Annotated in this window: 19 protein-coding genes and 7 pseudogenes; 4 read left to right on the top strand and 22 right to left on the bottom strand. The window is 59.5% G+C overall.

Annotated elements, in window-relative coordinates:
* A pseudogene (locus tag GNZ13_RS54350) lies at positions 1-153 on the bottom strand (IS6 family transposase); the annotation flags it as partial.
* Between the two features lie 23 nt (positions 154-176).
* Between GNZ13_RS54350 and GNZ13_RS24655 the strand changes: the two are divergent.
* Positions 177-305 (top strand): annotated as a pseudogene (locus GNZ13_RS24655) (transposase); the annotation flags it as partial.
* Here the strand turns inward: GNZ13_RS24655 and GNZ13_RS24650 are convergent.
* Both GNZ13_RS24650 and GNZ13_RS24645 read right to left on the bottom strand, forming a co-directional pair.
* A complete protein-coding gene (locus tag GNZ13_RS24650; protein ID WP_172169016.1) occupies positions 274-453 on the bottom strand; it encodes a hypothetical protein in 180 nt (59 codons plus the stop codon). The pseudogene GNZ13_RS24655 and the gene GNZ13_RS24650 overlap by 32 nt on opposite strands.
* A gap of 313 nt (positions 454-766) precedes the next feature.
* Positions 767-1,627: a pirin family protein gene (locus tag GNZ13_RS24645; protein ID WP_172169061.1), complete on the bottom strand. Its 861-nt coding sequence runs from the start codon at positions 1,625-1,627 to the stop codon at positions 767-769.
* A gap of 373 nt (positions 1,628-2,000) precedes the next feature.
* Here GNZ13_RS24645 and GNZ13_RS24640 point away from each other — a divergent pair, with 373 nt between their 5' ends.
* Positions 2,001-2,978 (top strand): LysR family transcriptional regulator, encoded by a 978-nt coding sequence (locus GNZ13_RS24640; RefSeq protein WP_172169058.1) that lies wholly within the window; start codon positions 2,001-2,003, stop codon positions 2,976-2,978.
* A gap of 118 nt (positions 2,979-3,096) precedes the next feature.
* Here GNZ13_RS24640 and GNZ13_RS24635 read toward each other — a convergent pair whose 3' ends face one another.
* From GNZ13_RS24635 to GNZ13_RS54340, 10 genes and pseudogenes are all read right to left on the bottom strand, one after another.
* The gene (locus GNZ13_RS24635) at positions 3,097-3,351 is read right to left on the bottom strand and encodes a hypothetical protein (protein ID WP_172169055.1); all 255 of its coding nucleotides are present in this window, start codon (positions 3,349-3,351) and stop codon (positions 3,097-3,099) included.
* 277 nt (positions 3,352-3,628) lie between these two features.
* Positions 3,629-3,900, bottom strand: a pseudogene (locus tag GNZ13_RS54345) (helix-turn-helix domain-containing protein); the annotation flags it as partial.
* A 107-nt stretch (positions 3,901-4,007) separates the two neighbouring features.
* Positions 4,008-4,595: a VOC family protein gene (locus tag GNZ13_RS24625; protein WP_172169049.1), complete on the bottom strand. Its 588-nt coding sequence runs from the start codon at positions 4,593-4,595 to the stop codon at positions 4,008-4,010.
* A gap of 150 nt (positions 4,596-4,745) precedes the next feature.
* Positions 4,746-5,411 (bottom strand): polysaccharide deacetylase family protein, encoded by a 666-nt coding sequence (locus tag GNZ13_RS24620; protein WP_172169046.1) that lies wholly within the window; start codon positions 5,409-5,411, stop codon positions 4,746-4,748.
* Positions 5,412-5,472: 61 nt separating this feature from the next.
* Complete coding sequence (locus GNZ13_RS24615) at positions 5,473-6,315, bottom strand: fumarylacetoacetate hydrolase family protein (RefSeq protein ID WP_172169043.1); 843 nt, start codon at positions 6,313-6,315, stop codon at positions 5,473-5,475.
* A gap of 106 nt (positions 6,316-6,421) precedes the next feature.
* The gene (locus GNZ13_RS24610) at positions 6,422-7,882 is read right to left on the bottom strand and encodes a catalase (protein WP_172169040.1); all 1,461 of its coding nucleotides are present in this window, start codon (positions 7,880-7,882) and stop codon (positions 6,422-6,424) included.
* A gap of 40 nt (positions 7,883-7,922) precedes the next feature.
* On the bottom strand, positions 7,923-8,633 hold the full coding sequence (locus tag GNZ13_RS24605) for an HD domain-containing protein (protein WP_172169037.1): 711 nt from the start codon (positions 8,631-8,633) through the stop codon (positions 7,923-7,925).
* A gap of 21 nt (positions 8,634-8,654) precedes the next feature.
* Positions 8,655-9,470: pseudogene (locus GNZ13_RS24600) on the bottom strand (IS5 family transposase).
* A gap of 483 nt (positions 9,471-9,953) precedes the next feature.
* On the bottom strand, positions 9,954-12,443 hold the full coding sequence (locus GNZ13_RS24595) for an ATP-binding protein (protein ID WP_328807284.1): 2,490 nt from the start codon (positions 12,441-12,443) through the stop codon (positions 9,954-9,956).
* A 138-nt stretch (positions 12,444-12,581) separates the two neighbouring features.
* A pseudogene (locus GNZ13_RS54340) lies at positions 12,582-12,821 on the bottom strand (winged helix-turn-helix domain-containing protein); the annotation flags it as partial.
* A 280-nt stretch (positions 12,822-13,101) separates the two neighbouring features.
* Between GNZ13_RS54340 and GNZ13_RS24590 the strand changes: the two are divergent.
* Positions 13,102-13,821, top strand: a pseudogene (locus GNZ13_RS24590) (IS6 family transposase).
* A 69-nt stretch (positions 13,822-13,890) separates the two neighbouring features.
* Here the strand turns inward: GNZ13_RS24590 and GNZ13_RS24585 are convergent.
* Together GNZ13_RS24585 and GNZ13_RS24580 are read right to left on the bottom strand one after the other, a co-directional pair.
* Positions 13,891-14,628, bottom strand: a complete 738-nt coding sequence (locus GNZ13_RS24585; protein ID WP_172169034.1) for a hypothetical protein — start codon at positions 14,626-14,628, stop codon at positions 13,891-13,893.
* A gap of 282 nt (positions 14,629-14,910) precedes the next feature.
* On the bottom strand, positions 14,911-15,663 hold the full coding sequence (locus GNZ13_RS24580; protein WP_328807283.1) for a 3-oxoacyl-ACP reductase family protein: 753 nt from the start codon (positions 15,661-15,663) through the stop codon (positions 14,911-14,913).
* Between the two features lie 985 nt (positions 15,664-16,648).
* Between GNZ13_RS24580 and GNZ13_RS24575 the strand changes: the two are divergent.
* Positions 16,649-17,372 (top strand): annotated as a pseudogene (locus GNZ13_RS24575) (IS6 family transposase).
* 9 nt (positions 17,373-17,381) lie between these two features.
* Here the strand turns inward: GNZ13_RS24575 and GNZ13_RS24570 are convergent.
* The 7 genes from GNZ13_RS24570 to GNZ13_RS24540 form a co-directional block, all read right to left on the bottom strand.
* A complete protein-coding gene (locus GNZ13_RS24570) occupies positions 17,382-17,708 on the bottom strand; it encodes a hypothetical protein (protein WP_172169028.1) in 327 nt (108 codons plus the stop codon).
* Positions 17,709-19,141: 1,433 nt separating this feature from the next.
* Positions 19,142-19,654: a DUF3455 domain-containing protein gene (locus GNZ13_RS24565; RefSeq protein ID WP_172169025.1), complete on the bottom strand. Its 513-nt coding sequence runs from the start codon at positions 19,652-19,654 to the stop codon at positions 19,142-19,144.
* A 535-nt stretch (positions 19,655-20,189) separates the two neighbouring features.
* The gene (locus tag GNZ13_RS24560) at positions 20,190-21,086 is read right to left on the bottom strand and encodes an NAD(P)-dependent oxidoreductase (protein WP_172169022.1); all 897 of its coding nucleotides are present in this window, start codon (positions 21,084-21,086) and stop codon (positions 20,190-20,192) included.
* A 200-nt stretch (positions 21,087-21,286) separates the two neighbouring features.
* Positions 21,287-22,576 (bottom strand): amidase, encoded by a 1,290-nt coding sequence (locus GNZ13_RS24555; RefSeq protein ID WP_172169019.1) that lies wholly within the window; start codon positions 22,574-22,576, stop codon positions 21,287-21,289.
* A gap of 205 nt (positions 22,577-22,781) precedes the next feature.
* Entirely contained in the window at positions 22,782-23,423 is a 642-nt protein-coding gene (locus tag GNZ13_RS24550) for an urea amidolyase associated protein UAAP2 (RefSeq protein ID WP_216675003.1), read from the bottom strand.
* Entirely contained in the window at positions 23,420-24,256 is an 837-nt protein-coding gene (locus tag GNZ13_RS24545; protein WP_216675002.1) for an urea amidolyase associated protein UAAP1, read from the bottom strand. Before GNZ13_RS24545 ends, GNZ13_RS24550 begins: the two co-directional genes overlap by 4 nt.
* Before the next feature lie 63 nt (positions 24,257-24,319).
* A complete protein-coding gene (locus GNZ13_RS24540) occupies positions 24,320-25,132 on the bottom strand; it encodes an amino acid ABC transporter ATP-binding protein (protein WP_328807285.1) in 813 nt (270 codons plus the stop codon).
* Between the last annotated feature and the right edge of the window lie 170 nt (positions 25,133-25,302).

Genomic DNA, 25,302 nt, shown 5'->3' with positions numbered 1-25,302 from the left:
TTCGAGGTTGCGCAGGCTCAGCGAGTACGCCACATACCAGCGCACGCACAGAACGATGACATCCAGCGGATAATGAAGCCGCTTGAGCACCTTGCCGATGCCAGCAGGCAGCGTCTTGCGCGGCGCAGCTGGCCGGGCAGGTCCCTGCGCGATTGCCCCGTCTGCCGAGCAGGCTGCGGCAGGTGGCGAGGCGGGCTGCCCATGTCACCTTCCGGTGGAAAGACTATAAACACCCCGACACAACGAAGACCATGACCCTCGAGGCTAACGAATTCATCCGCCGCTTCCTGCTGCACGTGCTGCCCGCATAGGGAATATTGCGCCCGCCACCTTGATCTGCACGATGGCTATAAAGCCCTGCGGCGCAGACAGTTTGGTTCCTCCAGAGGATTGCCATACCGGTTCGACCTCGACGGAGACCTCGAAACTTTCGTAGGCGTAGAGTTTTTTCATCAAGGCAAATCAGTTGCTGGTGGGCGTCATTGCGGAAGCCAGAGTTTTCTGTCGAATCACCGCGACCAGTCACAAAGCATTGATGAGCCGGTCTGAATGCGAGCAACCGAGTATCCGGCCACGTTTGCGAAAATCAAATGCTAACGAGTAGACGACACGTTTTCCCTGTTTGAGCCGCTTGGAATTGGATCGGCCCTGGATTGCCAAAACGGCAGGTTGACGAGTCGCCGCTAGCGTTCCCCCGTATGAGCGGGACGAATTCCCAGGTCAGCCTCCATGCGGCCGGCCGGTAGCTCTGCTGAGGCACCCCTGGCTACCCTGCCGCAACGTTAAATTTCCCCGCACGGAAATCCGCGAAGGCTTGGTCGAGTTCCGCCTGGGTATTCATGACGAACGGCCCGCGAGCGGCGATAGGCTCCTCAATCGGATCGGCGTGTCCGAACAGAATGACGGCATTGTCATTTGCTTCCAGCTCGACCACGTCGCCGTCGTCGTGCAATTCCGCAAGATTGAACTGCGCGACTCGCTTCCCCTCGACGGAAATGCTGCCGCGAACGACGTACAGAAAGACACGCCGCTCCGCTACACCTGCGAATTTCACACGCCCCCCGGCTGCCAGCCGGACTACGGACATGAACGTGTTAGTCAGGGACTGGATGGGACCATGGAAGCCCGACCATTCGCCGGAAACCAGTTCAATCCGACCGGTACCCTCCTGCGTGGAAATCGACGGAATTGCATCTTCTTGCACACCCACGTAACGGGGCGGGGTCATCTTCAGCGTGGCAGGAAGATTGAGCCACAGCTGAAGGATCTCCAGCTTGCCGCCTCGCTCCATGAAGCGCTGCGGTGAAAGCTCGGCATGTACGAGGCCGCTACCCGCGGTCATCCACTGCACGCCGCCCGCATCGATGATGCTTTCGTGACCGCCGGTATCCGAATGCGCGAGGCTGCCTTCCAGCACAAATGTCACCGTCTCGAAGCCGCGGTGCGGATGCGGACCAAACGGCAGGCCATCGTTATGAGGTGCGTAGACTTGCGGACCATGATGGTTAAGAAAAAGGAACGGGTTCAAATCCGCTAAGTCGGGACCGGGCAAGGGACGTCGCGTCGCCAGATCCCGGATGTCGTCACGATAGGCGAGATGGATCGCCTTGAGTGTGCGGTTTGCCATGATGTGCTTCCTTGCGGCGCGGCCGGCTGACAGCCTGCCTCGCCTGTTGGTGACTCACTTGAAAGAGGGTGCCGATGGCGCCGTAAAAGAACCTAGGGGCAGCTCAAGCGCACCGGCATTATCGCGTGGTTGCCGGGGGTCAAAACGCCGTGTCCTCGGTATTAAGAGTCACGGTACTCACACTAAACGAGGCGGGAAAACGTGCCTTCCGGCGTCCTCGTTTGCAGGTGTCGCTGTCCACTCACCGGATCACTCGCTGCTTATCGGGCCTTCCCTGTGCCGATCTGGAATGAATCTTAGATATAGGACGAATGAGCCGGTAGTACGCTATATTTGCCATCAGCGTTCTATTTGGTGAACGGCGAGGCAATCAATGCACGATCTGAATGACCTGTTTTTCTACGTCCAGGTGGTGGACAACGGCGGCTTCGCGCCGGCGGGACGAAAACTGGGCATGCCGAAATCGAAACTGAGCCGGCGGATCGCTCTGCTGGAGGAACGCCTCGGTGTGCGGCTCATACAGCGCTCAACGAGGCACTTTGTGGTGACGGAGATCGGCCAGGACTACTATCGCCATTGCGTTGCGATGCTGGTTGAAGCCGAAGCAGCGGACGCCGCGGTCGAGCGCTCCCGCTCCGAGCCTCGCGGCATCGTGCGTCTGAGTTGCCCCACGGCACTGGCCGCGCTCGCGGTGGGAGAAATGGTCGCCCGGTTCATGATGCAAAATCCCCATGTTCAGGTCCACATGGAGGTCGCCAACCGGCGCGTCGACGTCGTCAGCGAAGGATTTGATATCGGGTTACGGGTGCGCTTCCCGCCGCTCGAAGACGCCGATCTCGTGATGAAGGTGCTCGGAGGCAGTACCCAGCGCCTGGTTGCACATCCCGCCTTGCTGGAAAGATGTGCGCCCGATCCTTCGCCCGAAGAGCTGGGGCGTTTGCCGAGTCTGGATCTTGGGCCACCGATGCACGAACACCGTTGGACCCTTGACGGGGCTGACGGGAACCGGCTCGAAATCAACCATCAACCGCGGCTCGTCACGACCGATCTGGCCACCTTGCATCACGCCGCACTACTCGGTGTCGGCGTCGTGCAACTGCCAGAGATTCAGGTCAGGCAGGATCTGCTGCAGGGTCGTCTGGTGGAGGTGCTTCCCGGCTGGTTGCCGCGCAGCGGCATCATCCACGCGGTGTTCCCGTCCCGGCGCGGACTGCTGCCGGCCGTGCGCTATCTGCTTGACTTTCTTGCCACCGAGTTTGCTGCTCGAGCCGATGCCGAACGTGCCGCCCGGGAGGTGCAGATCCGCATGCACAAACGTAGCGCTTCCCGGCGCGCAAGGAAATCTGCGTAATCGCTGTCCCTCCGACAAGGGGTGGCCAGCTGACGAAAGATCGGGCAGGTCTGCTGGCGTTTTACGACTTCCCGCTGACTTTATGTTATTGCGGGAATGGTCGTCCCAGGTGCGGTGATCATCTTGCGCATAGTCCGCCATTATTCAGGTTACCTGTTGCGGTCTTGACCCAGCCCAGCATGAACGGGCTGACGAAACCGCCGGTCAATCCAATGCAGTTGATCAGTGCGATCCCACCCGGTGGCGCACGCGGTGACAGGGCGGTCATTGGAATCGCCAGCACGATAGGCATCGCGGCGAAAAGAGCAATGGGCGCCACCGACAACGCCAGCACCGCGAGCGCCAGGTTGAGTCCAGCATGGGGAATCAGCACAAGTGCTGCTGCGCCAACAAGCGCGCAACAGGCCGAATGCCATCGACGTTCCTCGACGCGATCCGAATGCCGGGGGAGCAGCACCATGCCTATCGCGCCCGAGCCATAGGGAATGATTGAGCACAGTCCGATATGTGACGCGCTTCCTGCCCCCCGCCGCCCGAAGCATCACGGGCATCCAGAGTGCGACGGCGTAGATGCCACAATGTCCCGCCTTCGCGGGCAGTACCTGCCAGCTGTGATCAGTATCACGGAAGACGGAACGGACCACCTATATTGGATCGTTGGGCCACATGCGCTTGAGCGTGCCTGAGATCTGCGGGGGCGACCACTTCCATTCCAGCAGGGTGAGTACGACGCGTCACGACGTGCTTTGAGGGTGCAGCTTGGGACATGGGCGCGCAGCCTCGCGTCGGCTCGTGCTGAGCGACTGCCGACAGAACACGTGTTTCTGGTCAGCTCGCGGCTCACGGTTGATGCCGGGCGCCCGAGTGTTCGGGCCATGGCCCGAACACTCGAACCCTGCTGCTTCATGCTTGCAATAGTCATGCGCTCTTCAGGCTGAAGCTGTTGATACGTTCTTCTTTTTTGAGGTCCAGCTTTGCCCTGTCGTTCGACACGTAACGCCGTCTGAAGCCTTATCGGGGCAAGGCTCGTCACGTCTTCGTGGTGCCTCGCCAGCGATTGTTAGATGCACGGATGCCATCTAACCATCTCGCAAGATCCACAGCCGCAGTTTTCTCGGCGGTTTCGAGGATGGGGATACCGTTCGGTACGATCGTCGAGATTTCCACGATCATCCCGTTCGGGTCCTGTGTGTAACAGGAGTAGCAGTAACCGTGATCGACCATCAAGATCGAGGCTCCCGATTCTTCAAGCCGCTTCCGGAACCAATCGACCATCTCGATGGAATCAACACCCAGCGCAACGTGATGCTCGTAAGGATCCTTCGGCATCGGCATGGGTTCGTCCCGCATGCCTTCCTGGAACTGGAAAAACGCAAGCGCACTGCCATCACCAAGTTCGAAAAAACAATGCACGTAATTCGACGGCGTTTGCTTGATTACATCGAAACGCTCTACCCAGGTTCCAACAAGTGGAAGTTGCAGCACCTCCTCGTAAAATCTACGGGTCGCAACCATGTCACGCGTGCGCACAGCATGATGGTGCCAGCCGCGAATTCGATTATTTGCGAGCCGTGCGGCACGTGCGGTGATCATTTCCTGCTGTTGATCTATCTCCACACTTATCTCCTTCGGGAAAACACAGTAATAAACAATGCTGATCGGGGCTCGCTCTTGATCAGCCTGCATAGCCGGTCAGGCCTCGCAAGCAGATGGCCTTCCCATACCAGGCCGCAGGCACGGCGCTACCTGCTTCCACCCCGCCCAATGTCAGTTCGCCGCCGGCAGATTGCGCTCCGCGACAAGGGTGTCCCAAAGGGAAACCGGCTCGCCATCGCGGGTCAGGATTACCTCCTCCGGAAACTCCTGGGTGAACTCCACGCCGGCATCGACGAGCCGATCCAGCAACTCGGGCAACCTCGCGAGCGAAGCGTTAGCGATGTCGTGAAGCACAGCCACCGTCCAATTCTGCCGGGCGACGTCCGCCAGGCAACGCTCGACCCAGGTGGCCTGATCGTCCCAATCGTGCGGCACGCTGTTCCACAACACGCTTGTGTACCGATTGCGCAGCAGGTAAGTCAGCGCGGCTTCGCACAGCAAATGCGGACCGAGCAAACCGTTGTTCCCGAATGGCCGGAAAAAGCGCCTTGAGTGCGCGTGGCAACCGAGCAACCGCTGCGTCTCGCCTATCTCGTGTTCCACGTACTCTGCGTCGCGCCGCTCGCCGAAGGCGACGGTGTGCGTGAGCGAGTGATTGCCGATCCAATGCCCCGCTGCGGCCACGTCATCCAGCAACGCAGCGGCCGACGGATCAAACAGGTTTTGCCCCACCACCATGAAGGTTGCATCAAGGCTCCTTCTCGCAAGGATGTCGAGAACCTTGTCCGTCACGCCTGGTGTCGGCCCGTTGTCAAACGTCAGGGTTATCTTTTTCACAATCTCGTTCGCCGCTGATGATGCCGTCCAATAAGCCCGGCCGCTGCCTTGTTGGTCACTCTCAGACCGCTTTCATAACCGCATGCCGTTGCGTGCCAAGGCCTGTCACGCTCATGTCGATCACATCGCCGTCTGCGAGGTATTTGGGCGGCTTCATACCCAGCCCCACCCCGGCTGGGGTGCCGGTAATGATCAGGTCGCCGGGCATCAACGTCATGAACTGACTGACGTAGCTCACCACTGCATCAACATCAAAGATCAGGTCCGATGTATTGCCCTGTTGGCACGTCCGGCCATTCACCTGCAAATTGAGGTCGAGCGCATTCGGGTCGAGTTCGTCGCCAGTGACGAGCCACGGTCCGACCGGAGTGAAGGTGTCGAAGCTCTTGCCTTTACCCCATTGGCCGCCGCGCTCGATCTGCCAGGCCCGCTCGGACACATCGTTGACCATACAGTAGCCGGCTACGTATTGCCGCGCGACCTCTTTAGTGACACGCCTGGCAACCGCTCCGATAACGATGCCCAACTCGATCTCCCAATCGGTTTTCTCCGAACCGGGGGGTAACAGGATGTCGTCGTCTGGGCCGCTGATGGACGAGGTTGATTTGCCGAACACAACTGGCTCGGAAGGAATCGGCAATCCCGACTCCTTCGCGTGTTCCCGATAATTCAGGCCGATAGCGATTATTTCGCGCACCGCCCCGATCGGCGAACCCAGTCGGCCGGGATTGCTTACCAACGGCAGCTTGCTGACGTCGAGCGCCCCTAGGAATCGCAGGCCCTCAAGCGAAAGTACGGTAGCATCGATGTCACGCACAATTGGGCGTAAGGCACGGATGTTTCCTGTCGAATCGAGGATTCCGGGTAATTCCTGACCCATCGGGCCGTAACGCAAAAGTTTCATTGCTGTCCACTCCAAATGTCGCTAGACCATTAAATGTGTTCGAGACTTAACGATGCCAGCGCCCGGCGAAATGACCGAGGCGCGTAGGACCGGCCGAGGCAGGCTGCTAAAGAGCCGTGTTAGGCTCTTCCCCTGACGTTAGTGCCTGGAGCGCCTTCGCAATCCCCGCGCCATACGCGGGATCCGCCAGGTTGCAGTGTTCGATATGAAGCTTGCGGATCGGCTCGGACACACCCGCGAGCTGACGCGCCGTGTTCTCGAACAGAGTCTGTTGTTGAGCCGGACTCATCAGCCGGAACAGGGCACCGGGCTGCGAATAGTAGTCGTCATCCACCCGATGGTTCCAGTGATCCGCCGCACCCTCGAGACTCAACGGCGGCTCCCTGAAGTCAGGCTGCTCCTGCCACTCGCCACGTGTATTTGGCTCATACGGCGTCGCGCCGCCCCCATTGCCATCCACCCGCATCGTGCCGTCGCGGTGGTAGCTATGCACGGGACACTTAGGTGCGTTGACCGGAATCTGATTGAAATTGACGCTCAGGCGATAGCGTTGAGCATCCCCATATGAAAACAGGCGGCCTTGCAACATCTTGTCGGGCGAGAAACTGATGCCGGGCACAACGTTAGCAGGGGCAAAAGCCGCCTGCTCCACATCGGCAAAATGATTTTCCGGATTACGGTTCAACTCCACCGCGCCCACTTCGATCAGCGGATAATCGCTCTTCGGCCAGACCTTGGTCAGGTCGAACGGATTGATCGGATAGCTGCCTGCGTCCTTCTCCGGCATGACCTGCACGTACAACGTCCAGCGCGGAAACTCCTGGCGCTCAATCGCTTCGTACAGGTCGCGATGGTGCGTCTCGCGATCACGGCCTACGCGCGCTTCCGCCTCGGCATCCGTGAGGTTTTCAATACCCTGCTGCGAACGGAAATGGAACTTCACCCAGAAGCGTTCGTTTGCGGCATTAATAAAGCTGAAGGTGTGGCTGCCGAAGCCGTGCATGTGGCGGAACGTCTTCGGAATACCGCGATCGCTCATGACGATCGTGACTTGGTGCAGCGCTTCCGGCAGTTGCGTCCAGAAGTCCCAGTTGCTCTCCGCGCTGCGCAAACCGGTGCGCGGATCGCGCTTGATCGCGTGGTTCAGGTCGGGGAACTTGAGCGGATCGCGCAGGAAAAACACCGGCGTGTTGTTGCCCACCAGATCCCAGTTGCCTTCCTCGGTGTAGAACTTCAACGCGAAGCCGCGAATGTCCCGCTCGGCGTCCGCCGCGCCGCGCTCGCCCGCGACGGTGGAAAAACGCGCGAACATCTCGGTCTTCTTGCCGACCTCGGAAAAAATCGCGGCGCGCGTGTATTTCGTAATGTCGTGGGTGACCGTGAAGGTGCCGAATGCGCCGGAGCCTTTCGCGTGCATGCGACGCTCAGGAATCACTTCACGGTCGAAGTGGGCCATTTTCTCGAGAAACCAGACGTCCTCGAGCAGTGCCGGTCCGCGCGGACCGGCGGTCTTGATGTTCTGGTTGTCGACGACGGGTGCGCCAAAAACGGTAGTCAGTTTTTTCATGAAAGATCCTTTATCTGCACAATAGGGTGACGGTAGTCGTTCAGTTGTCCTGCACCGTCGCAGCGGTGTTGCAACCGCAGGCCGCACCGTGAGCGTGACCGGCGTTGCTGTCATCCCATGCGGAGCCCAGGATGATCTGGCAGAAGTTCAGGCGCTTGTACGACGGATCTCGAAGTTCGAGCACGTCGGCCTTGACGTTGCCGAAAGTCGTCTCGGGCTTCCTGATCGTTCCCTGCGCGAAGGCATCGATGATGCCGTTCTTGAACGTCTTCTCACGCGGATGCGCCGCCACCACCTGAATCCGTTGTTCGTCGCTGAACTCGTGGTAGGCCATGCCAAGCACGTCCATCTCGACCCCGGCGGTGACGAGCGCGACCACCGGCTTCAGGTGTTCAGGCACGCCCGGCGTGGTATGCAGCGCAATCGACAACCACACCTGCTCGATGTCGTAGTCGTTCATGCCGTGCTGCGTCATGAAATCACGCGCGGCGTTGGCGCCATCCACTTCGAAACGGTAGCCCTCGCTGCTATAGGCCGGCATCAGGCCCATATCGTGGAACATGGCGCCGAGGTACAGCAGTTCCGGGTCGTACTTCAGGCCCTTGCGTTCGCCGCTGAGGGCGCCGAACAGGAAAACCCGCCGCGAGTGGTTGTACAGCAGGTCGGTTTCGGTATCGAGTACCAGGTCGGTGGCCGCGCGTGCGATTGCGCTGTCCGGTATCTTGATGCCTGCGATGATCGTGTTAGTCATTTCGGTTCCTTAGAGGCCAGTTCAAAAAGGTTGCTCCGTACGCCTGAAGATGTTCCAGCAGACAAGGGCGCAACCGAGTTTCAAGAACGCTTCGTGAATGTCAGCTCGGCGATCGAAGCGAATACGAAGACGACGGAAGTTGCGGAGCCACGAGTGAGTCCGTTCAACCATCCAGCGGAATTTCCCAGGCCGCTCCATATTCATTGCGACGCTTCGCGATCACCGGCTTGATGTCGCGCTAGCGAAGTCGCTGACGATGCGGGTCGGAATCGTAGCCACGATCGGCATAGGCGAGCTTGGGCTTCTGAAGCGGCCGGCCGCGCACGCCACGAATCGGCGGGATCGCGTCAACAAGCGGCAGCAGTTGGGTGACGTCGTTGCGGTTCGCGCCGGTCAGGATCGCGCTGATGTGAACGCCGTTTGCGTCGACGAGGATATGGTGTTTGGAACCGGGTCGCGCGCGATCGGTGGGGTTCGGGTCAGTTTTTCGCCCACCCCAACGGCTCGTACCGACGAGGAATCGACCGCGGTGTGTGAGAGGTCGATCTGGCCAGCCTCGCGCAGCTTGTCGAGCAGCGGTTCGTGCAGCCGGTCCCACACACCAGCCTTCTGCCAGGCGTGCAGTCGTCGCCAGCAGGTTGTGCCGGAGCCAAAGCCCAATATGGTCGGCAGGTGGTTCCATCGTAGCCCCGTCCTCAGCACGAACAGGATGCCATTCAACGCCGCCCGATCCGATACGCGTGGGCGGCCAGGATGCTCTTTGCGCCGTGGCTTGGGCGGCGGCAGTAACGGTTCGATCAGTGCCCACAATTCGTCATCAATGATCGGCGCTTCCATCCCTTGGGTTCCGTTGTCCAGACATCCAAGGTTAACAGCTTGCCGAAAAAGTAAACAGCCCCCTCAGGGGTTTTTGAACTGGCCTCTGAGCTTATTAGTGTGCGGAGGACGCGCAGCCTATTCTGGATAGCGCACCACTGACTATGACGTCGACCGTTCCAGCGTGAGCCTCACTAATGATCAAGATCAACGAAGCCACATCGAACACCACCTTCGCGAACGCCAACATGCGCTGCGCCGTTCTCCGGAAAGCTTGGGGATCGCACCTGGCTCACTCCATGACGTATCAGGCTTACTCAGTAATTTTGGAACGGCGTTCTATACGACACTATGATCAAACACCGGCATCATGGCGCGTTAAACGTTGTGAATAAATGCGAAGACATGTAAGCCGGCATGCCATGACTGTGACGTTTGCAGAACGGATGAACTTTGGCGGCCAGTGCCCGTTGCAAAGGACTGACTGGGCGCCTCGCTTGACGGTCAATCGATAGTGCGACTCAGATCGTCTAGAAGGCGCCTCGCTTTCTTGAGATCGGACGTGCCGAATCCTTCGGTAAACCGGCCATAGACTCCGGCAAGCAGGTCATGCGCTTCCGTTCGGCGTTCTTGATCGGACAGCAAACGTGCGAGCGTCGTTGCTGTTCGCAGTTCCCAGCCCAGAGCTGATTGCTGGCGCGCCGATTCGAGCGAGCGTAAAAGCCAGTCCTTGGCTTCCGACAGATCTGACCGCGGCGCTGAAGCGAGGATCCGTCCCTTGATGCGCAGAATCTCGGGCGTCTCGCTCGATCCACCGCTCTCCGCGACCCTCGCCAGCGCGTAATCGATTGTGGCGACAGCGTCCTTGATGTTTCCCAGCACCATCAAACCTTCCGCCAAGGCGCTCGCCAAAACTGGAGTAAGGATGTGATGGCGCCCGGCATACAGTTCCTCCAGACACCAGCGGAGCAACTGGACACCGCATTGCGCATTGCCGCGCCTGATCGACAATTCACCCGTCAGACCCAGGCTTACAGCCTGACATGGCCCGAGCGAATGCCGTGCGGTGTGAGCGACCAGCCGCTCGATGATGGCTTCCGCCGTCGTCCAGTCTCCGCTCCAGATGAACACGGACGAGGTCCAGATCAGTGCGCTGGAGAGGCTGACTGGATGCTTGAACTGGTCAGCCTCGTGGATCGTTTGACGTGCAACCTTCACGGCCTGGTCCGGGTAGCCCTGAAGCCATAACGTTCGTGCGAGAGCGACCAGCGCACGGATACGGTGATCGCAGCCAAACTGGATCATGTTAATGCGGTGGGACGCGCTCACGCGAACCACCGCAGTTTCGCAGTGTGCTCTGGCGCTCGCCTGGTTCCCGATGAGGTGATGCGCCACGCCCAGCATACAGTCTGCCAGTGCGGCGGCGGCCGGAACGGCCAGTGCCTTGGCCACGATCTCGCTCTGCTGCGCGACTTTCAGCGCGCCCCTGAAATCTCCGATCCGTGTCAGAAAGATGTTCAGACCGCCAAGCAGCCTGAGTTGATGGTACGGCTCATGGAGCGATTCCGCGAGTTCGAGTCCACGAGTCAATGCTGAGCGGACTTCCTCACGGTTGCCCGTGGTGAACATCGACGACAGCCCGAGCGATGCCTGCAATTCCATCTCTCGACGGCTCCCGCGACTGGCCGATTCGATTGGGGCCAGGGCGCGCTCCGTCCAGCGCCGACACTCGCTCAGCAGTGAGAGCTGGAGGAAGAGGGGGGCCGATGCGGCGACCAGCGCAGTGCCGACGCAGGAGTCCCCGCGGTCCGAGAAACTCCAGTCCAGAGCCGCGCGCACATTTCCAAGCTGCTGGGCGCACTCCACCAGGCCATGACCATCACCGGCGTTAGCGACTTCGAGAAATTCGCAGAAATAGATCGCGTGACGTCGTGCGGCCGCGTCCATCTCACCACTTTCCGCGAGTTTCGAGGTAACGTACGCACGCGTGGTGTCGAGTAGCCGATAACACATCGTCGCGTCACCAGCTTTCTCCGCCGACGCAAGCGACTTCGCAACGAGACTGCCCACGGCATCCACGACCCGGGCTTCGTCGACATCAACATCCGCCGCGATTGACCGCGCCGCGTCAAGGGAAAACGTGCCAACGAATAGGGAAAGCCGGCAAAGGATGGTTTGTTCGAAGGCGGTGAGCAGGCGGTAACTCCAGTCGAGCATCGCGTTCAGCGTCTGATGACGGGGCAGCGCCGTGCGTCGGCTCCGCCAGAGCAACCCGAAGCGGTTATTGAGGAATTCCGCGGTTCCACGAATACCGTACGCATCGACGCGGCCGGCCACAAGTTCGATTGCCAGCGCGATGCCGTCGAGCTTGCGGCAGATGTCGGCGACGATGGAGGCATCCCCGTCGCTCAGCTCGAAGCCATCGTCGCCCGCGGCCGCCCGCTCCACGAAAAGCTGCACAGCCGAGTATGCCAGTGCCTTCGCGGCCGTCAGCCCTTCTTCGTCGGGTGGGCTCTCCAACGGCATCAACCGATGGACGTGCTCTCCCTCGACACGCAGCTTCTCCCGGCTTGTCGCGAGGATATGCACCTTCGGAGCGTCCCTGAAGATGCGTTCCGCCAACGTGGCTGTTGCCTCCACCACATGCTCGCAACAATCTAGGACGAGTAGTAGCCGCCTGTGTTGGAGAAAAGCCATAAGGCTCGGCAGCGGGTTGGCGGACTGAACCACGACGCCAAGTGCCGACGCAATCGTGGCGGCGACGAGCTCCGGTGTGGTAAGCGCGCCGAGGTCGACGAAGCATGCCGGAACCTCGAATTCCGCAACAAAGTCATGGCTCACAGATACAGCGACGGTGGTTTTACCCATGCCGCCTGGCCCCACGATGCTGACAAAGCGCTGGCCGGCAAGCTGGCTTGAAATGGTCCGGACGGCATCTTCGCGACCGACCATGCGCGTCAGTTGGGCGGGAAGCTGGGTGTCGTAGCCGGACACAGGCTTCGAGGCCGCGACGGGTTGTTCTGTTATGGCCTGAAGCCGCCCTGGCGTAGCGGCACGCGAAACTCGAGCGACAAAACAGTAGCCTCTGCCCGGGACATTGGTCACATACCTCGCGCCGGCCCGCCCGTCGCCAAGCGCCTTGCGAAGGCTGACCAATTGCACCCGAAGACTGCTCTCGTCAACGACGACGTCCGGCCAGACGCGCGCTATCAGGTCACGCTTGCTGACGACTTCGCCCGCACGTTCGACCAGCACGATCAGGATCTCGAGCGCGCGACTGCCCAATCGAAGAGCAACGTCTCCCTGATAAAGAAGTCGTTCCGCAGCAAGCAGGCGAAACGGGCCGAATAATGCGATCTCATCGTCTCGCATATCGTGAGAACGGTTCACATCCTACCTTGATCGTGGGTCGCCCTGCGCCCGCTGCGTGACCGGATTCTCAATCGCAGTGCGTGCCTCGGCGAGTACCGCGAGGACCATAGCACGTTTTTTTTTCAAACGCACGGCCCTCTTTGGTCGGGCCCCGCATAATCATAATAAGCGAGTCCACGCTGATTCCGGCAAGCATGAGCTTGCCCCTGAAAAACGGCTTCTGGTTCAAATGGGCATGCGGATGGTTTAAGCTCGCGGTTTAACGAGTGGGTGGCGAGGCATGGGCAAGTGGCCAAGCATCGACAAGCTGTTCGACGGTCTGGATTTCGATCGCGAGGTCATCGTCCTGTGTATGCGCTGATACCTACGCTACAAACTCAGTCTGCGGGATCTCGTCGAGATGATGGCTGAACGGGGTTTGTCGCTCGCACACACGACAATCCTGCGCTGGGTGCAGCGCTATGCGCCGGAGTCCGTCAAGCGCTGGAATCGTTTTTGCACGCCCACTGGACAGTCGTGGCGTGTCGACGAGACCTACCTGAAGATTCGCGGCAAGTGGGCGTATTTCTACAGGGCGGTTGATCTGGCTGGTCAGTCGGTGGACTTCATGCTACCCGCGAAGCGCGACGTGAAGGCGGCCAAAGCCTTTTTCAGCAAGGCCATCAAACATCAGGACCAACCGCCGAAGACCATCACGCTCGATGGTTATGCAGCCTCGCACCGTGCGGTGCGCGAAATGAAGACCGACGGCCTGCTGCCAGGAGATACCGCGATTCGGTCTTCGAAGTATTTGAATGACCTGGTCGAACAGGACCATCGTAACGTCAAGTCCAGAACGAACGTCATGCTCGGTTTCAAACGTTTCGTGAACGCTGCGAACACGATTTCAGGGATCGAGTTGATGCATCACATTCACAAAGGACAATTTGGCCTTGCCCGTTTGCGACTCAAAGATACGACTGATCCCGCCGTCTGGAATGCCGTCCTCTCCACTCAATAAGATATCCTATCTATAGACATAAGATCGTTCCGACCAACTATTTGCACCAGAACCCTGGATACCAGGTGCTTAGTCGGTGCCCAAGCGCGATTTGGCAATCCGCTTGAGATCATCGGGAGTTGAATCAGATTCAACCAACTGCTCAAGCAGGTCGGCGGCTCTCTTTTCGTCTTTCGGCCCGCCATCGCCAAGCGTCAAACTCGTTGCCAGGTTAAGTATCGAACGGGGCAGCCCTCGCGAGGTCAAAGCGTCAAGGAGGTGACGAGCCACTTCGGGTTCCCGGTTTCGGTTGCCGCTGAGCAACTCATCAGCAATCGATTCTGCAGATCTCAGCGAGCTTTCATTTTCCGTTCTGTGTATGCCAGTCATGAGCGCTTGCTCGAAGCGGCCAACGGAATGGCGCGCGGCGTGAGCCAACGTGCTCAGCGCCTCTTGAAAACTCAGATCTTCCTTTGAACCGGCAAACGGCGTTTCTGTCGGGTTCCCGCCCTCGTCTTGCGCATATGCGGCCGATGGTTGCCACCATCGAACAAAATCGTCCGCTGACTCACCGTGGAGATCAACTGCCGATGCGGCCAATTGCGACGCCTGATATGCGCGTCTCCCGGTTACTGTCGCACTGTTACACGCCTCGTCGAGCGCCGAAGCTACTTTGCTACCCAACTCGCTGTGGAGGTCGGCCCAGTCTCTATAGCCGAAGACTTCGGAGGTCACCTGTCGCGCGTGGGATTCCTTTAGCGAAAGGCGGTATTTGAGCCGATTGGCGGCCCGCGTCGGGATAGACGCGTTGTGGAAGTAGATACGCATGGCTTGTGTCCGAGTTTCCGTGCCGACGAGCCTCCACAGCCGGCACGGAATCGAAATGAACTGTGGGGCGGCGCAGGGGCGTGGTGCCCCGTCAAAAATACCGTCGGTTTCTCATGCAGTCAATCCCGTTCCAAGAGAGGGTGTTTTGCGCGATAACGCCAAATCTAAGCGCCAAGCGGTCCCCAAGGTAAAGTTTGGCACCTCGGGATCTGCGATTGTCCATGAGCCTCCGCGTGATTCGTTCACGATACGGAGTGCCGTACCTGGGCCCGCGGCCATCGGTCAAGCGCTTGTGCCCCCATCGACCTTCAGACTGGTGCCCGTTATGAATGCCGCATCGGGGCTTGCCAGCCAGGCGACAAGTCCCGCAATATCGTCGCCTGACCCATACCGGCCCAGTGCAATTGAGCCCCGGATCTGGTCGGCCATCGGACCGTTGGCCGGGTTCATCACCGTATCGATCCGTCCGGGCTGCACGTTATTGATCGTAATTTCCCGAGTGCCAAGATCCCTTGCCAGCGCGCGCGTCATGCTGGTTACCGCACCTTTCGTCGCGGCGTAGACAGACACGCCCGGAATCGGCATGTAGTCGCTGCTGATGCTGCCGATATTGATGATCCTCCCGCCTCTTTCCATGAAGCGCAGCGATTCCTGAATGGCGACAAGCAGGCTCCTCACGTTGATGGCCAGCATCCGGTCAATATCTTCCAGTGGGAAGTCGTCGATCAGGCCGCGGCGGAACATCGCGGCGTTGTTCACGAGAATATCCAGTCCCCCGAAGCGTTTCGAGGTCGATCCGACCGCGGCTTTTACCGCTTCCACGTCGGCACAATCCGCGCGAATTGCCACGCCCCGCCCTCCGGCGCGTTCGATGTCCTCGATGACGCGATCCGCGTCGACACTCGAGTTCGAATAGGTTAGCGACACGGCCGCGCCATCGCTTGCGAGCCGTCTTGCGATGGCCGCCCCTATCCCGCGCGAGCCCCCGGTCACGAGCGCCACCTTGCCAGCCAGTTGTCCATCAGAAAAAGTCACGTTTGCTCCTTTCAATTGCATTCTCTGCTCGTTTCAGATCGGCTACGCTTGCCTCGTACATCGGCAGGCGGGAAGCATGTGCGAGCAGCGCAAACTTCGGGCGAGAATTGCACTCCGACGCGCCTAGCGCCCACGCATTGATGGTCCCAAAACGGCGATAAACAATGCGCAGAGCTTGATCAGGACTTCACCGGTCGATAAAGTAGCACCAACTGGCGACGTCTTTCATCCGGCTCGCATCCGCGGAGTCGCGGCCAACGCCGACGCAATGATTCTCGCGCATGCGCTGCAATGTGCTGCTCCCGAGGCCGAGTGAGATGACAAATGAAAGCTACTTTGCTGGTCCTCATAGCGGCAACACGTCGGGTCGTACCACCCAATGGTCGCGGACGATTCCGTCAGTTCACGCGCTTGGCTTCGGAATGGTCACGATTGTATGAACGTCATGGCCAATCTTTGACGCAACTTCCAGTGAAACCGTTTCGTTAAAACCTCCGACTGGACAATCGACCTGGCGCGGTTGCGGTTCCATACGGATGTACTACGTCACCCGCGGGGCGGCGTATGTCTTGTACACCGCCTGCGTAAAGCTGCTTTGCTGTGCTACCGCCTGTGCGGCGACTGTGTTGATCAACTGCTTTCCAAAAACAGGCGCAACGTCAACATTGAGACAATTGCGGTTGGCTAAACCAACAGCGAAGCCCCGTCCTCGTTTTTCACGTCAATTACAAGATATTCGGCGCGAGTTGAGGGGCGATCAGAGTCCGGTACTGTCGCGAAGCCGTGATTCTTTTGACTGGAGTGATTGTCTCCGCACGACGTTGTCGCGGACAAGTTAAGCGGTGTGAAGCAATGCTATTTGTTGTTGCAGACAGAGGAGCAGCGGATGGCGAACCCGTGCGCGCAGAGTTCGGCATGTACACGCGGCGGGCACTGTCAGGTTGATGGGGAGGCGGCGGTAGAATGAAATGATGAAGAAAACGAAATTGCTTTACCACGGTCAGGTCACCGCTTCCCAGCCGTCGTCATCAGCTGCGCGGTTCGTTGGTATTTCCGGTTTAGCCTGAGCCTGCGCGATGTCGAGGAGTTGTTGCTCGAGCGTGGTGTCGTGGTCACGTACGAAACGATCCGTTGCCGGTGCGACAAATTCGGCGCTGAATTCGCCCGGTGCGCCAAAGCGGCGCGGCCCAGGCCGGGCAGCATATGGCATCCGGACGAGATGTTCGTGACGCTGCGCGGCGCAGCCGTATCTGTTGTGGCGAGCGGTCGACGAGCACGGTGCTGAGCTCGATGTGCTGGTGCAAAAGCTGCGCGATAAGGCCGCGGCAAAGCGCTCCTTCCGGCGGGTGCTGCGTTCAAACCCGGTGCCGCACCAGATCGTGACCGACCAGTTGCGCAGCTATCCGGCGGCGAAGGCTGACATTCCTGAGCTCGCTCATGTGAAGCACGTTTTCGTCAAGGCGGCTGCACGTGTGAACAACCGTGCCCAGAACAGTCACCAGCCGACCCGCAGGCGCGAACGCCAGATGTGCGGCTTTCGCGATGCCCGTCGCACGCAAGCGTTTCTCTCATGCTTTGGCCCGATCCGGCAGCACATCGCGCTGCCCAGACATCGGATGAACGCGGCATGTCATCGTGCCGTACTCCAGGAACGCTTCGTCACATGGCATGGTTGGACTGTCACTGCCGCATCTCAGAAAGCTGTCTAATAAGGATAACTAGACTGCCATCTGAGCCACGCGGTCAGCGATGGTCGGCACCCCGAGAGGACGAAACCCGTCCCCCTTCGGGATCAGCACCTCTTTGACCGGCTGAGGAAAATAACTCCCCGAACTCATTCGATTCCACAGGGCATATAGATTTCTCGCCAAGCGATTGCGGAATAGTTCAATACTCTGCCGATCCACACCCGGCCCGCCTTGATTTGCGGCCACGCGCTTCCAGGCTTCCCAAATCAACCGCTTGGATATCTCGAACGACTTGGTGGCAACCCCGGAATCTTCCCGCGTTGCAGTTGTTCCATGATCCCCACCAGACAAGGTCATGCCTTCGCTCCAGAGGTCATTACAACCCTTTCGACGCTACTACACATGACTCCGCCCCTGTGCCTCGCATTGGTACTCTGACTCTCACGGGTTCTCCGCATGAGCGTCTCCCTTGGCATCGAGACGACAGGTTCCCAAGTTCCGTATCCATGCCTGCAGGAAGGTCGCGCCACCTCTATGCCGGATGCCGTCAAGCCCACATTCAGGTTGCCGCTTGACTTATCCCGAGGCGTTGTCGAGTCCTCGGTTTTGACATCATTGCAATTATCGACCCTTCTTCGATGGTTCACTTTCGTTCGCCTCCTTCCTGCGTACCTGACGGGATTTATCCCGCCTTTTCCTCAGACGCTCACCACACCCGCTCTTAACGGATGCAGCTCTGGGTGGTTTGGCATCACCGCCTAATCGGCGAAGCCGAGGGGCCAACCCTCATCACGGATACAGCATGTACAGCGACATACTGCCGCTTTCCTTCTTGGCACACCGACAATTATCTTGGCGTCCAGTCAGACACAACATAAGGCAGAGGGCTCATTGGTTACTGATTGCGAGCTGACCCGGCCAGCTAAGGCCGACGATACAACCGACAAGATCCGCGCGCAAAGGTCGGGCCAAGCGGACGTTCGAATGACCACGCAGAGGTGTGAGCGAACGGCTGGACCTGGCCGGACTATGCCGCACGCAGACGTCACTGCTGAATCCAACGCTGCTGAATGGCTAAACGCCGCGCAGACAGCGCGACGCCGGAGCAGCTACAGCTGTTGGCCGGACGTAATTCACCCTGCCGGAGCGACTCGACAGAAATCCGCCGAACGTCGACTTGGCTAAACTTACGCGCGTGTTTGCCGATACGTGCAGTTATCGCTGACTCCCGCTTCCCCGCACAAGACATGCAAACGCTCGATGCAATCAGCAAAGATTGGTGCGGATTCGAATGGTCCGAGTGGGTGCCATTTGATGGCGGCCGGTTCGACTCTTTAACGAAGGGACCGGGCGTCTACCGCGTACGAATACTCGGGCAGCCATTCTTAGCGTACATCGGTCAATCAGGACGTGATGTACGCTCCCGCTTGCAATCGCTGCGGACCAATGCGGCGTCGGAACTGATGCCTTACGATGACCCTCATACAGCCGCGCCGTCTCTATGGGCTTGGAGGGATGCCCAGGCATACACGTGTATGAATGCTCTGGCGCCCCGGCCTTGACGACATCAACGGAATGATCGGCACGACCGTGCCGGCAATGAAGGCGATCGCCTGACATTTTCCACAGGAGCACACAATGATTTCCAGCCGCAGTGAAGTGACGCAGATGATCGTTTCGGTTGGCTCTTGGTCGTCAAAAGCTCAAGGGTAACCGACCGACGCGCCGGAATTGCACCACAACCGTTTCCCTTCGGTTTGACGAAAACGCCCGCAAAAAAACGCGTGCTACTACCGATAGAAAACATAATCCGCAAGATAGGGCGAGCTACCGATTTCGTGTTCCGTCGAACATGGTGCGGCCGGCATCAACCCTCCAACGGTGTGCACTCGCTGCACATACCGGACAGCCGACAATGTGCCGATACCGGACGAGCTATGAGCTTCGAGCAACAGTTGCGGTATGCTTGCCGACGTTTCGCTGGGACGCTGTGCGAGCACACGCCCTACAATCCGGCTTCCATCTTCCGCTTCCCAGGACGGCCCGGCGCCGTGCCGGACCGCGGCGCGGCCGCTCATGTCGAACAGCGTCGCTTGTGGGCTCCTGAACACCCATCCCAGATGATGCTGCGCGTCGAACTCACACGAATAAGTCTGCACACCAGACGCTACCAACGTCATCACGCGCTCGCCCTGAGGCGGGTCGATGGAAGAACTGGCAGGACCTGCAGGCGCCGTCGCACACGCCCCAAGTATCGATACAACGACGGTCGCAAAGCCTAATTGCAAAAAATTCCTGAACATGGTTCTCACCTTGAAGAGATAAAGCACGACGCGGAGCGGTTACCGACCAGAGACGTCGGCCGTGAATTCGAAAGTCGGGATCATACGCGTAATCCCATGCATCAGGCGCCAATCAGCCATTCAGAACGCTGAAGACGTTGGCGCCAAGTGCATATGCGAATGTCCGGAATTCGCTCCATAGCTGAGTCATATGCGCCGAGTTGCGAATGTCGGCCAAGGCCGAAAGCGGCAGGCGACCCCGCGTGAGCGAATGGCCGTTGGACCTGGTCCAACGGCCATCCGCAAGTTTGCCGTAGCGGGCACGTTGTCGGCCGAAGCGGCCCCCCGCACGAGTGTGAAGAAGCCCATACGCGCATGGCCGCTTTTGCTCATTCCGAATGGTACTCTCGACCCCGACGCGGTCGACCGCAGTATCGAACCGACCATCTGCGTAGCACCGGCAACGAGGCCAAGAACTCTGATTTCTCCGGGTAGACCATGCGGCACACCATATCCCGGATGACCTGCTGCCCAACCCTCGCAGCGGGTTAGCCTCCTAGTATTCGCTCATTCGATCTACGATATTTTGAAGCGGCCGGCCGGTAAGGTGTTGCTGCAAATTGGCGAAAAGCAATCGCATCGTTTCCGTCATGTAAGTGGTTGGGTCGTCCGCGCCTACATGTGGATTGATAATCAGGTTCGGGCAGGCCCAAAGCTCCGACGATGAGGGCAACGGCTCTTGGGGCAACACGTCCAATATCGCGCCGCTTAGCCTGCCATTCCTTAGCAAGTCGACGAGCGCGCCGTGATCCAGAACGTCCGCTCGCCCAATATTCAACAATGCTGCCGACTGCTTCGTCGCTTCCAAAACTGACCGACTAACGAGGTTCCGCGTACCGGAAGTCAAGGGCGTAGCGATCACGATGAAGTCAGCTAATTCGACCGCCTCGTGTAGTTGACCCGGCAAATAAACTCGCTCGACGCCAGGTACACTCATGCCCGAACGCCGTACGCCAAAGACTTTCATGCCGAGTGTGTGGCCAGCCGCCACTGCTGCCTGTCCCATGTCACCAAGCCCAATGACCAGGAGCGATTTTCCTCGAATGAGCGGTGTGAAAACCTGCTCCCATTGCGCCCGCTGCTGGTGCCACACTATTTCCGGGAGGCGCGCGTTGAGTGCGAGCAACGACATGATCGTGAATTCGCGTGCCTTCTCTACGTGTACCCCGCTGTTGTTGACTAGCTGGACGTTCGCCGGCAGCCAGTTCAACGGCATGACGTCTTCCACGCCTGCATCGATCAGGTGAATGAATCGTAGATTGGGCGCAGCCGCGCCCAGATCACCGCGCGGAAACCGCGGATCGCAAATGACGCCCGACGATGTAACGAGCACTGTCGCAGTCGATAAGCTGCCCGCGAAGTCTTGCAGATCGCTACCGATGGTGAACCGCACTTCGCCCGGCAGCGCGGCATTGCTCGAGCGCGCGGCGTCGACGAGTTCAGGCGTAAGCCAGAACGGACGGGGCTTGGAGGTCGTATTTTCCAGGTGGACGTGCATCTATCGTGTTCCTTCTATTGAGCGGTCCGCACCATAAACCTTCCTGGTTGACGGCGCGCGGCCGCGAGAACAGGCAATCGCGTTACGAGCCGTGCTCATTGCGTCAGTCTGTCGTAAATCCACTGCGCGCTCGAAAGCAGGCGGTGGTCGTCGCCCCAGCGGCCGACTAGCTGCAGTCCCACTGGGAGCCCGTTGCTGCCACGCGTGAACGGCAAATGCACGCAAGGCAGTCCTAGCAAAGTCCAGCCGCGGCAAAACAGCGGATCGCCGGTTGCGTCGACGCCAACTGGCGCTTCACCTGCAGCACTGGGCGCGAGCAGCACGTCAAACTGGTCGAACAGGGTGTCAATGCGATGCCTTGCGCGTTCGGTACGCACGAGGTTCGCCGCGTGTGTGCCACCGGAAATCACGCTGCCGCTGTCCAGTTGAGCCTGCAATTGAAGGCTAAGCTGATCCCGGTGATGCAGCCGCTCAACGCTTAGTGCACGGAACATTTCGAATGCCATGACTTCCTTTTGCAACGCTACCAGATCCGGCACATCGTCCGGTAGCGCGACGTCTGCAAGCGCTGGCGCAACATGCGTTAGTGCGGCAGTCGCCGTGTCCCACGCACGTTGCGTGTCCGCTTCCGCATAGGCCCACTCAGGCGTCCGGCACAGGCCAATGCGTGGTGCGGCTGATTCGTCCGGACTGGTACTGAGCCGCGCGTCGCCGGTGAGCACAGCACCGAGCAGTGCCACGTCGCGCACGCAACGTCCAAATCCTCCCGGCGTATCGAGCGCCTCCGAGATGCTCTTGATGCCAGCACGGGGAACGCGCCCGGAACTCGGCTTATAGCCGACTACGCCGCAATACGCGGCCGGCCGGATGACCGAGCCGGCCGTCTGAGTACCCAGCGCCAGCGGAAGCATGCTGTCAGCAACCGCCGCTGCGGAGCCGCTCGACGATCCGCCTGGCGTGCGCGTCAAGTCATGTGGGTTACGGGTGGCCCCGGGATAAAAATAGGCGAATTCGGTCGTGACTGTCTTTCCCATCACCAAAGCGCCAGCCTCGCGGCACAGAGCGACGGAAGCCGCGTCTGCCCTCGGGCGGTGCGCGCCGTAGACCGGCGAGCCGTAGCTGGTAGGGAAATCGATGGTGTCGAACAGGTCCTTCACACCGATCGGCAGCCCGTGCAGCAGTCCACGCACGGGGCCCTTATCGAGGGCGTTTGCCTGCACCAGTGCGTGAGCGCGGTCGAGATGCGCAAAGGCGTGTACTTCGTCGTCGCGTTCCGTGATCCGGTCAAGGCATGCATGCAGCAAATCGACCGCGCGAAGTTCGCGTTGCGCTATCAGGCGTGCAGCTTGCCATGCGTCCAGTTCATTGAGTTTCGGAGAGTTCATGCCTCAAGTTCCCGCACACTTGGCTGCGATCGTCGGTAAGACATGGCGAAGAAATCCGCGGCTTGTCCTCGATTATTTTTTGATAAGGAGTACAGATGGATCATTTTTTTAGCTTACGATTTTTTCATTCGATAAACGAGTGCGGACCGGCCGCCGGCCTGCTTGCCCGAACGCGTCCGCACGGCCGTGAGATTATGTCACCCGTCTATGCCGGCTGCGGAGCGGCGTCCCATATCATCACGCGTACAGGCGTCGGGTTGAAGTCATTGCTAGGGTTGTTGATCTGCGGACAATTGGAGAACACACAAAGCAGATCCATCTCTGCAACCAGATCAATGTAGCTTCCCGGTGGCGATATGCCGTCGAGCACGGCGAAATTGCCGGCGTCGTCGATCGGCACGTTCATGAAGAAGTTCACGTTGGGCGCGATGTCCCGCTTGCCCATCCCATACCGCCCGAGCTCCAGCACAAAGTTCTCCCTGCATGCGTGCTGATAGCGGGTTGCTTCGCCAAACCGGACCACGTTGCTCTCGCATGAACAACAACCTGCCAGCGTGTCATGCCGGCCCGAACTGTCTTCGACCACCTGCGCCATCACGGCACCCTGGTTGGATACGAGCCGTGTGCCGAGTCCTATGTAAGCCGATCCCTGTTCGCGCACCGTGTCCTGTGCGCTGTAGCGTTGCGCGGTGTCCGCGGCGCTGTAAAACAGGGCATCGACTGCTTGCTGTCCCTCAACGTCGATAAGGCGCAGTTTCTGTCCGCGACGCAACACGTGGGACCACGGCGAGCGCGCGGGTATGACCACGTCGAGCACGAGGTCTGTAAAAGCGGACGTTCCCATCATGACCTGCTCCCGCGGCGGATGTGCCGCTCAGTTTGTTCGAATGCACGTTCGACTTCGCTGCAGGCATGGCGACAGGAGTCGCCGGACCCTAGTTGAGGTGTGACAAACTGGATCACATCAACAGGCGCAGGCACTGCTTGCACAGCCGGATCAAGCGGATGGCCGGCGTTGGACAACACGACGAGGAGATCCATTTCCGCGCGAACGTCGACAAAATCTCCCGGTGTCCGCCGCTCGGGGTGCCAGACGAACCGGCCGTCGGCAGCGATCGCCACTGGTGCGAAAAAGTTGATGCAGGCCGGCACGTCGCGACGCGCCAAGCCAAGCTTTGCCGCGGCCAGGAAGAAGTTATCGCGGGAGTTCCTCGCCGCCGAGGGCCCGAGTGCCTTCTCCATCGATTCTTTCGTGGTTGGCCCGACGAGCGGGTCGTGGGCGCCGGAGGTGTCTTCCACAATGGAGAACGCTACCCGTCCCATTTCCGTATAAATCACGCGACCCTTGCGCAGCCCGGTGCTCCACTGGACTTTCATCGTGTCCGCGGTATTCAGGCGTTCAGAGGGATCCGTTTCGCACCACGCCACCATCGAAACAGCAGAGGTGCCCGCCGTGTTCACAATGCGCAGCGCTTCGCCCCGCGCCAGACGTGTGGTCCAGTACCAGCCGCCCGGCACGTGTTCGCGGTGCAGCACGGCATCGTCATGCGCTGGTTGATCGCGCACGGTAAGCGGCGGTAGCGCTTGCGCCGACGCGCCTTGCCCTTCGGCACGAAGTGCCTCGTAGCGGGCTCGATGCGCTTCGCGCTCGGCCATTGGGGTATTCGAATGGATAGTCATGCCAGCAGTTCTGTATATGTCATCGCTCGGAATCCTAGCGTGGTGGTTTAGCAGTGCTCGTGGTCAACTGGATGCCAACGAACGGTCAGATGCAGCGGAATAGCGCTGCAGAAATTGGCGTGCGCGCTCCGTGGCCGGAGCGGAGAAGAAAACGTCAGGCGCCGCGCTTTCGACAATCCCGCCCCGATCCATAAAGGCAATGCGGCTTGCGGCGTCCCTTGCAAAAGCCATTTCGTGGGTAACGACGACCATGGTCATACCCTCGCTTGCGAGATCCCGCATGACGGCAAGCACTTCGCCGACGAGTTCGGGATCGAGCGCACTGGTCGGTTCATCGAAGAGCAGCAGTTCCGGTTTCATGGCCAGCGCTCTTGCGATTCCAATCCGTTGCTTTTGACCGCCCGAAAGACGCGCTGGAAACGCGTCTCTCTTCTCATACATTCCAACGCGGCGCAAGAGTGCTTCTGCTTCCTCGCGCACCACGTCTTTAGGGCGGCGCTGCACGTGCACCGGCGCCTCCATCACATTTTGCAAAACGGTCAGATGAGGCCACAGCGCGAAATGCTGAAACACCATGCCGATGCGCATGCGCATCCTCGCGAGATCGCGGTCGCTCATGACGACGCCGGCATTTGATACGCCGACCTGTTCTCCCTTCAGCAGAATGCGCCCCTGGTCTGGACGCTCAAGCCAGTTCGCGCAGCGCAGCAGCGTCGATTTTCCTGAACCGGATGGTCCTAAGAGGCAGATCGTCTCTCCCGCGGCAACGCTAAAGCTGACGTTGTCGAGCACCTGCAAGGATCCAAAGCTCTTCGAGAGTCCAATAATGTTCAGAACCGCCTGGGAATCGTCCATTTTCGTAGGGTAGTGCATCATATTCATCGGCGCGCCTCCGCCATCCGGCCCAGGACGGATGCAAAGGCTTCGACTACCAGGCAGAGCGCCCAATACAGCAACATGGCCGTGATAAAGGCCGCAAATGGGACGAAATACTGCGACTGAATGGCGCTCGCCGCATTGGTGAGTTCCGGTAGCGCAATGATCGT

Origin of the sequence: Paraburkholderia elongata (assembly GCF_013177735.1) — a bacterium.
Taxonomy (GTDB): domain Bacteria; phylum Pseudomonadota; class Gammaproteobacteria; order Burkholderiales; family Burkholderiaceae; genus Paraburkholderia; species Paraburkholderia elongata.
Note: the sequence above shows the minus strand (reverse complement) of the source record. Positions and strands in the feature narration are given on the sequence as shown.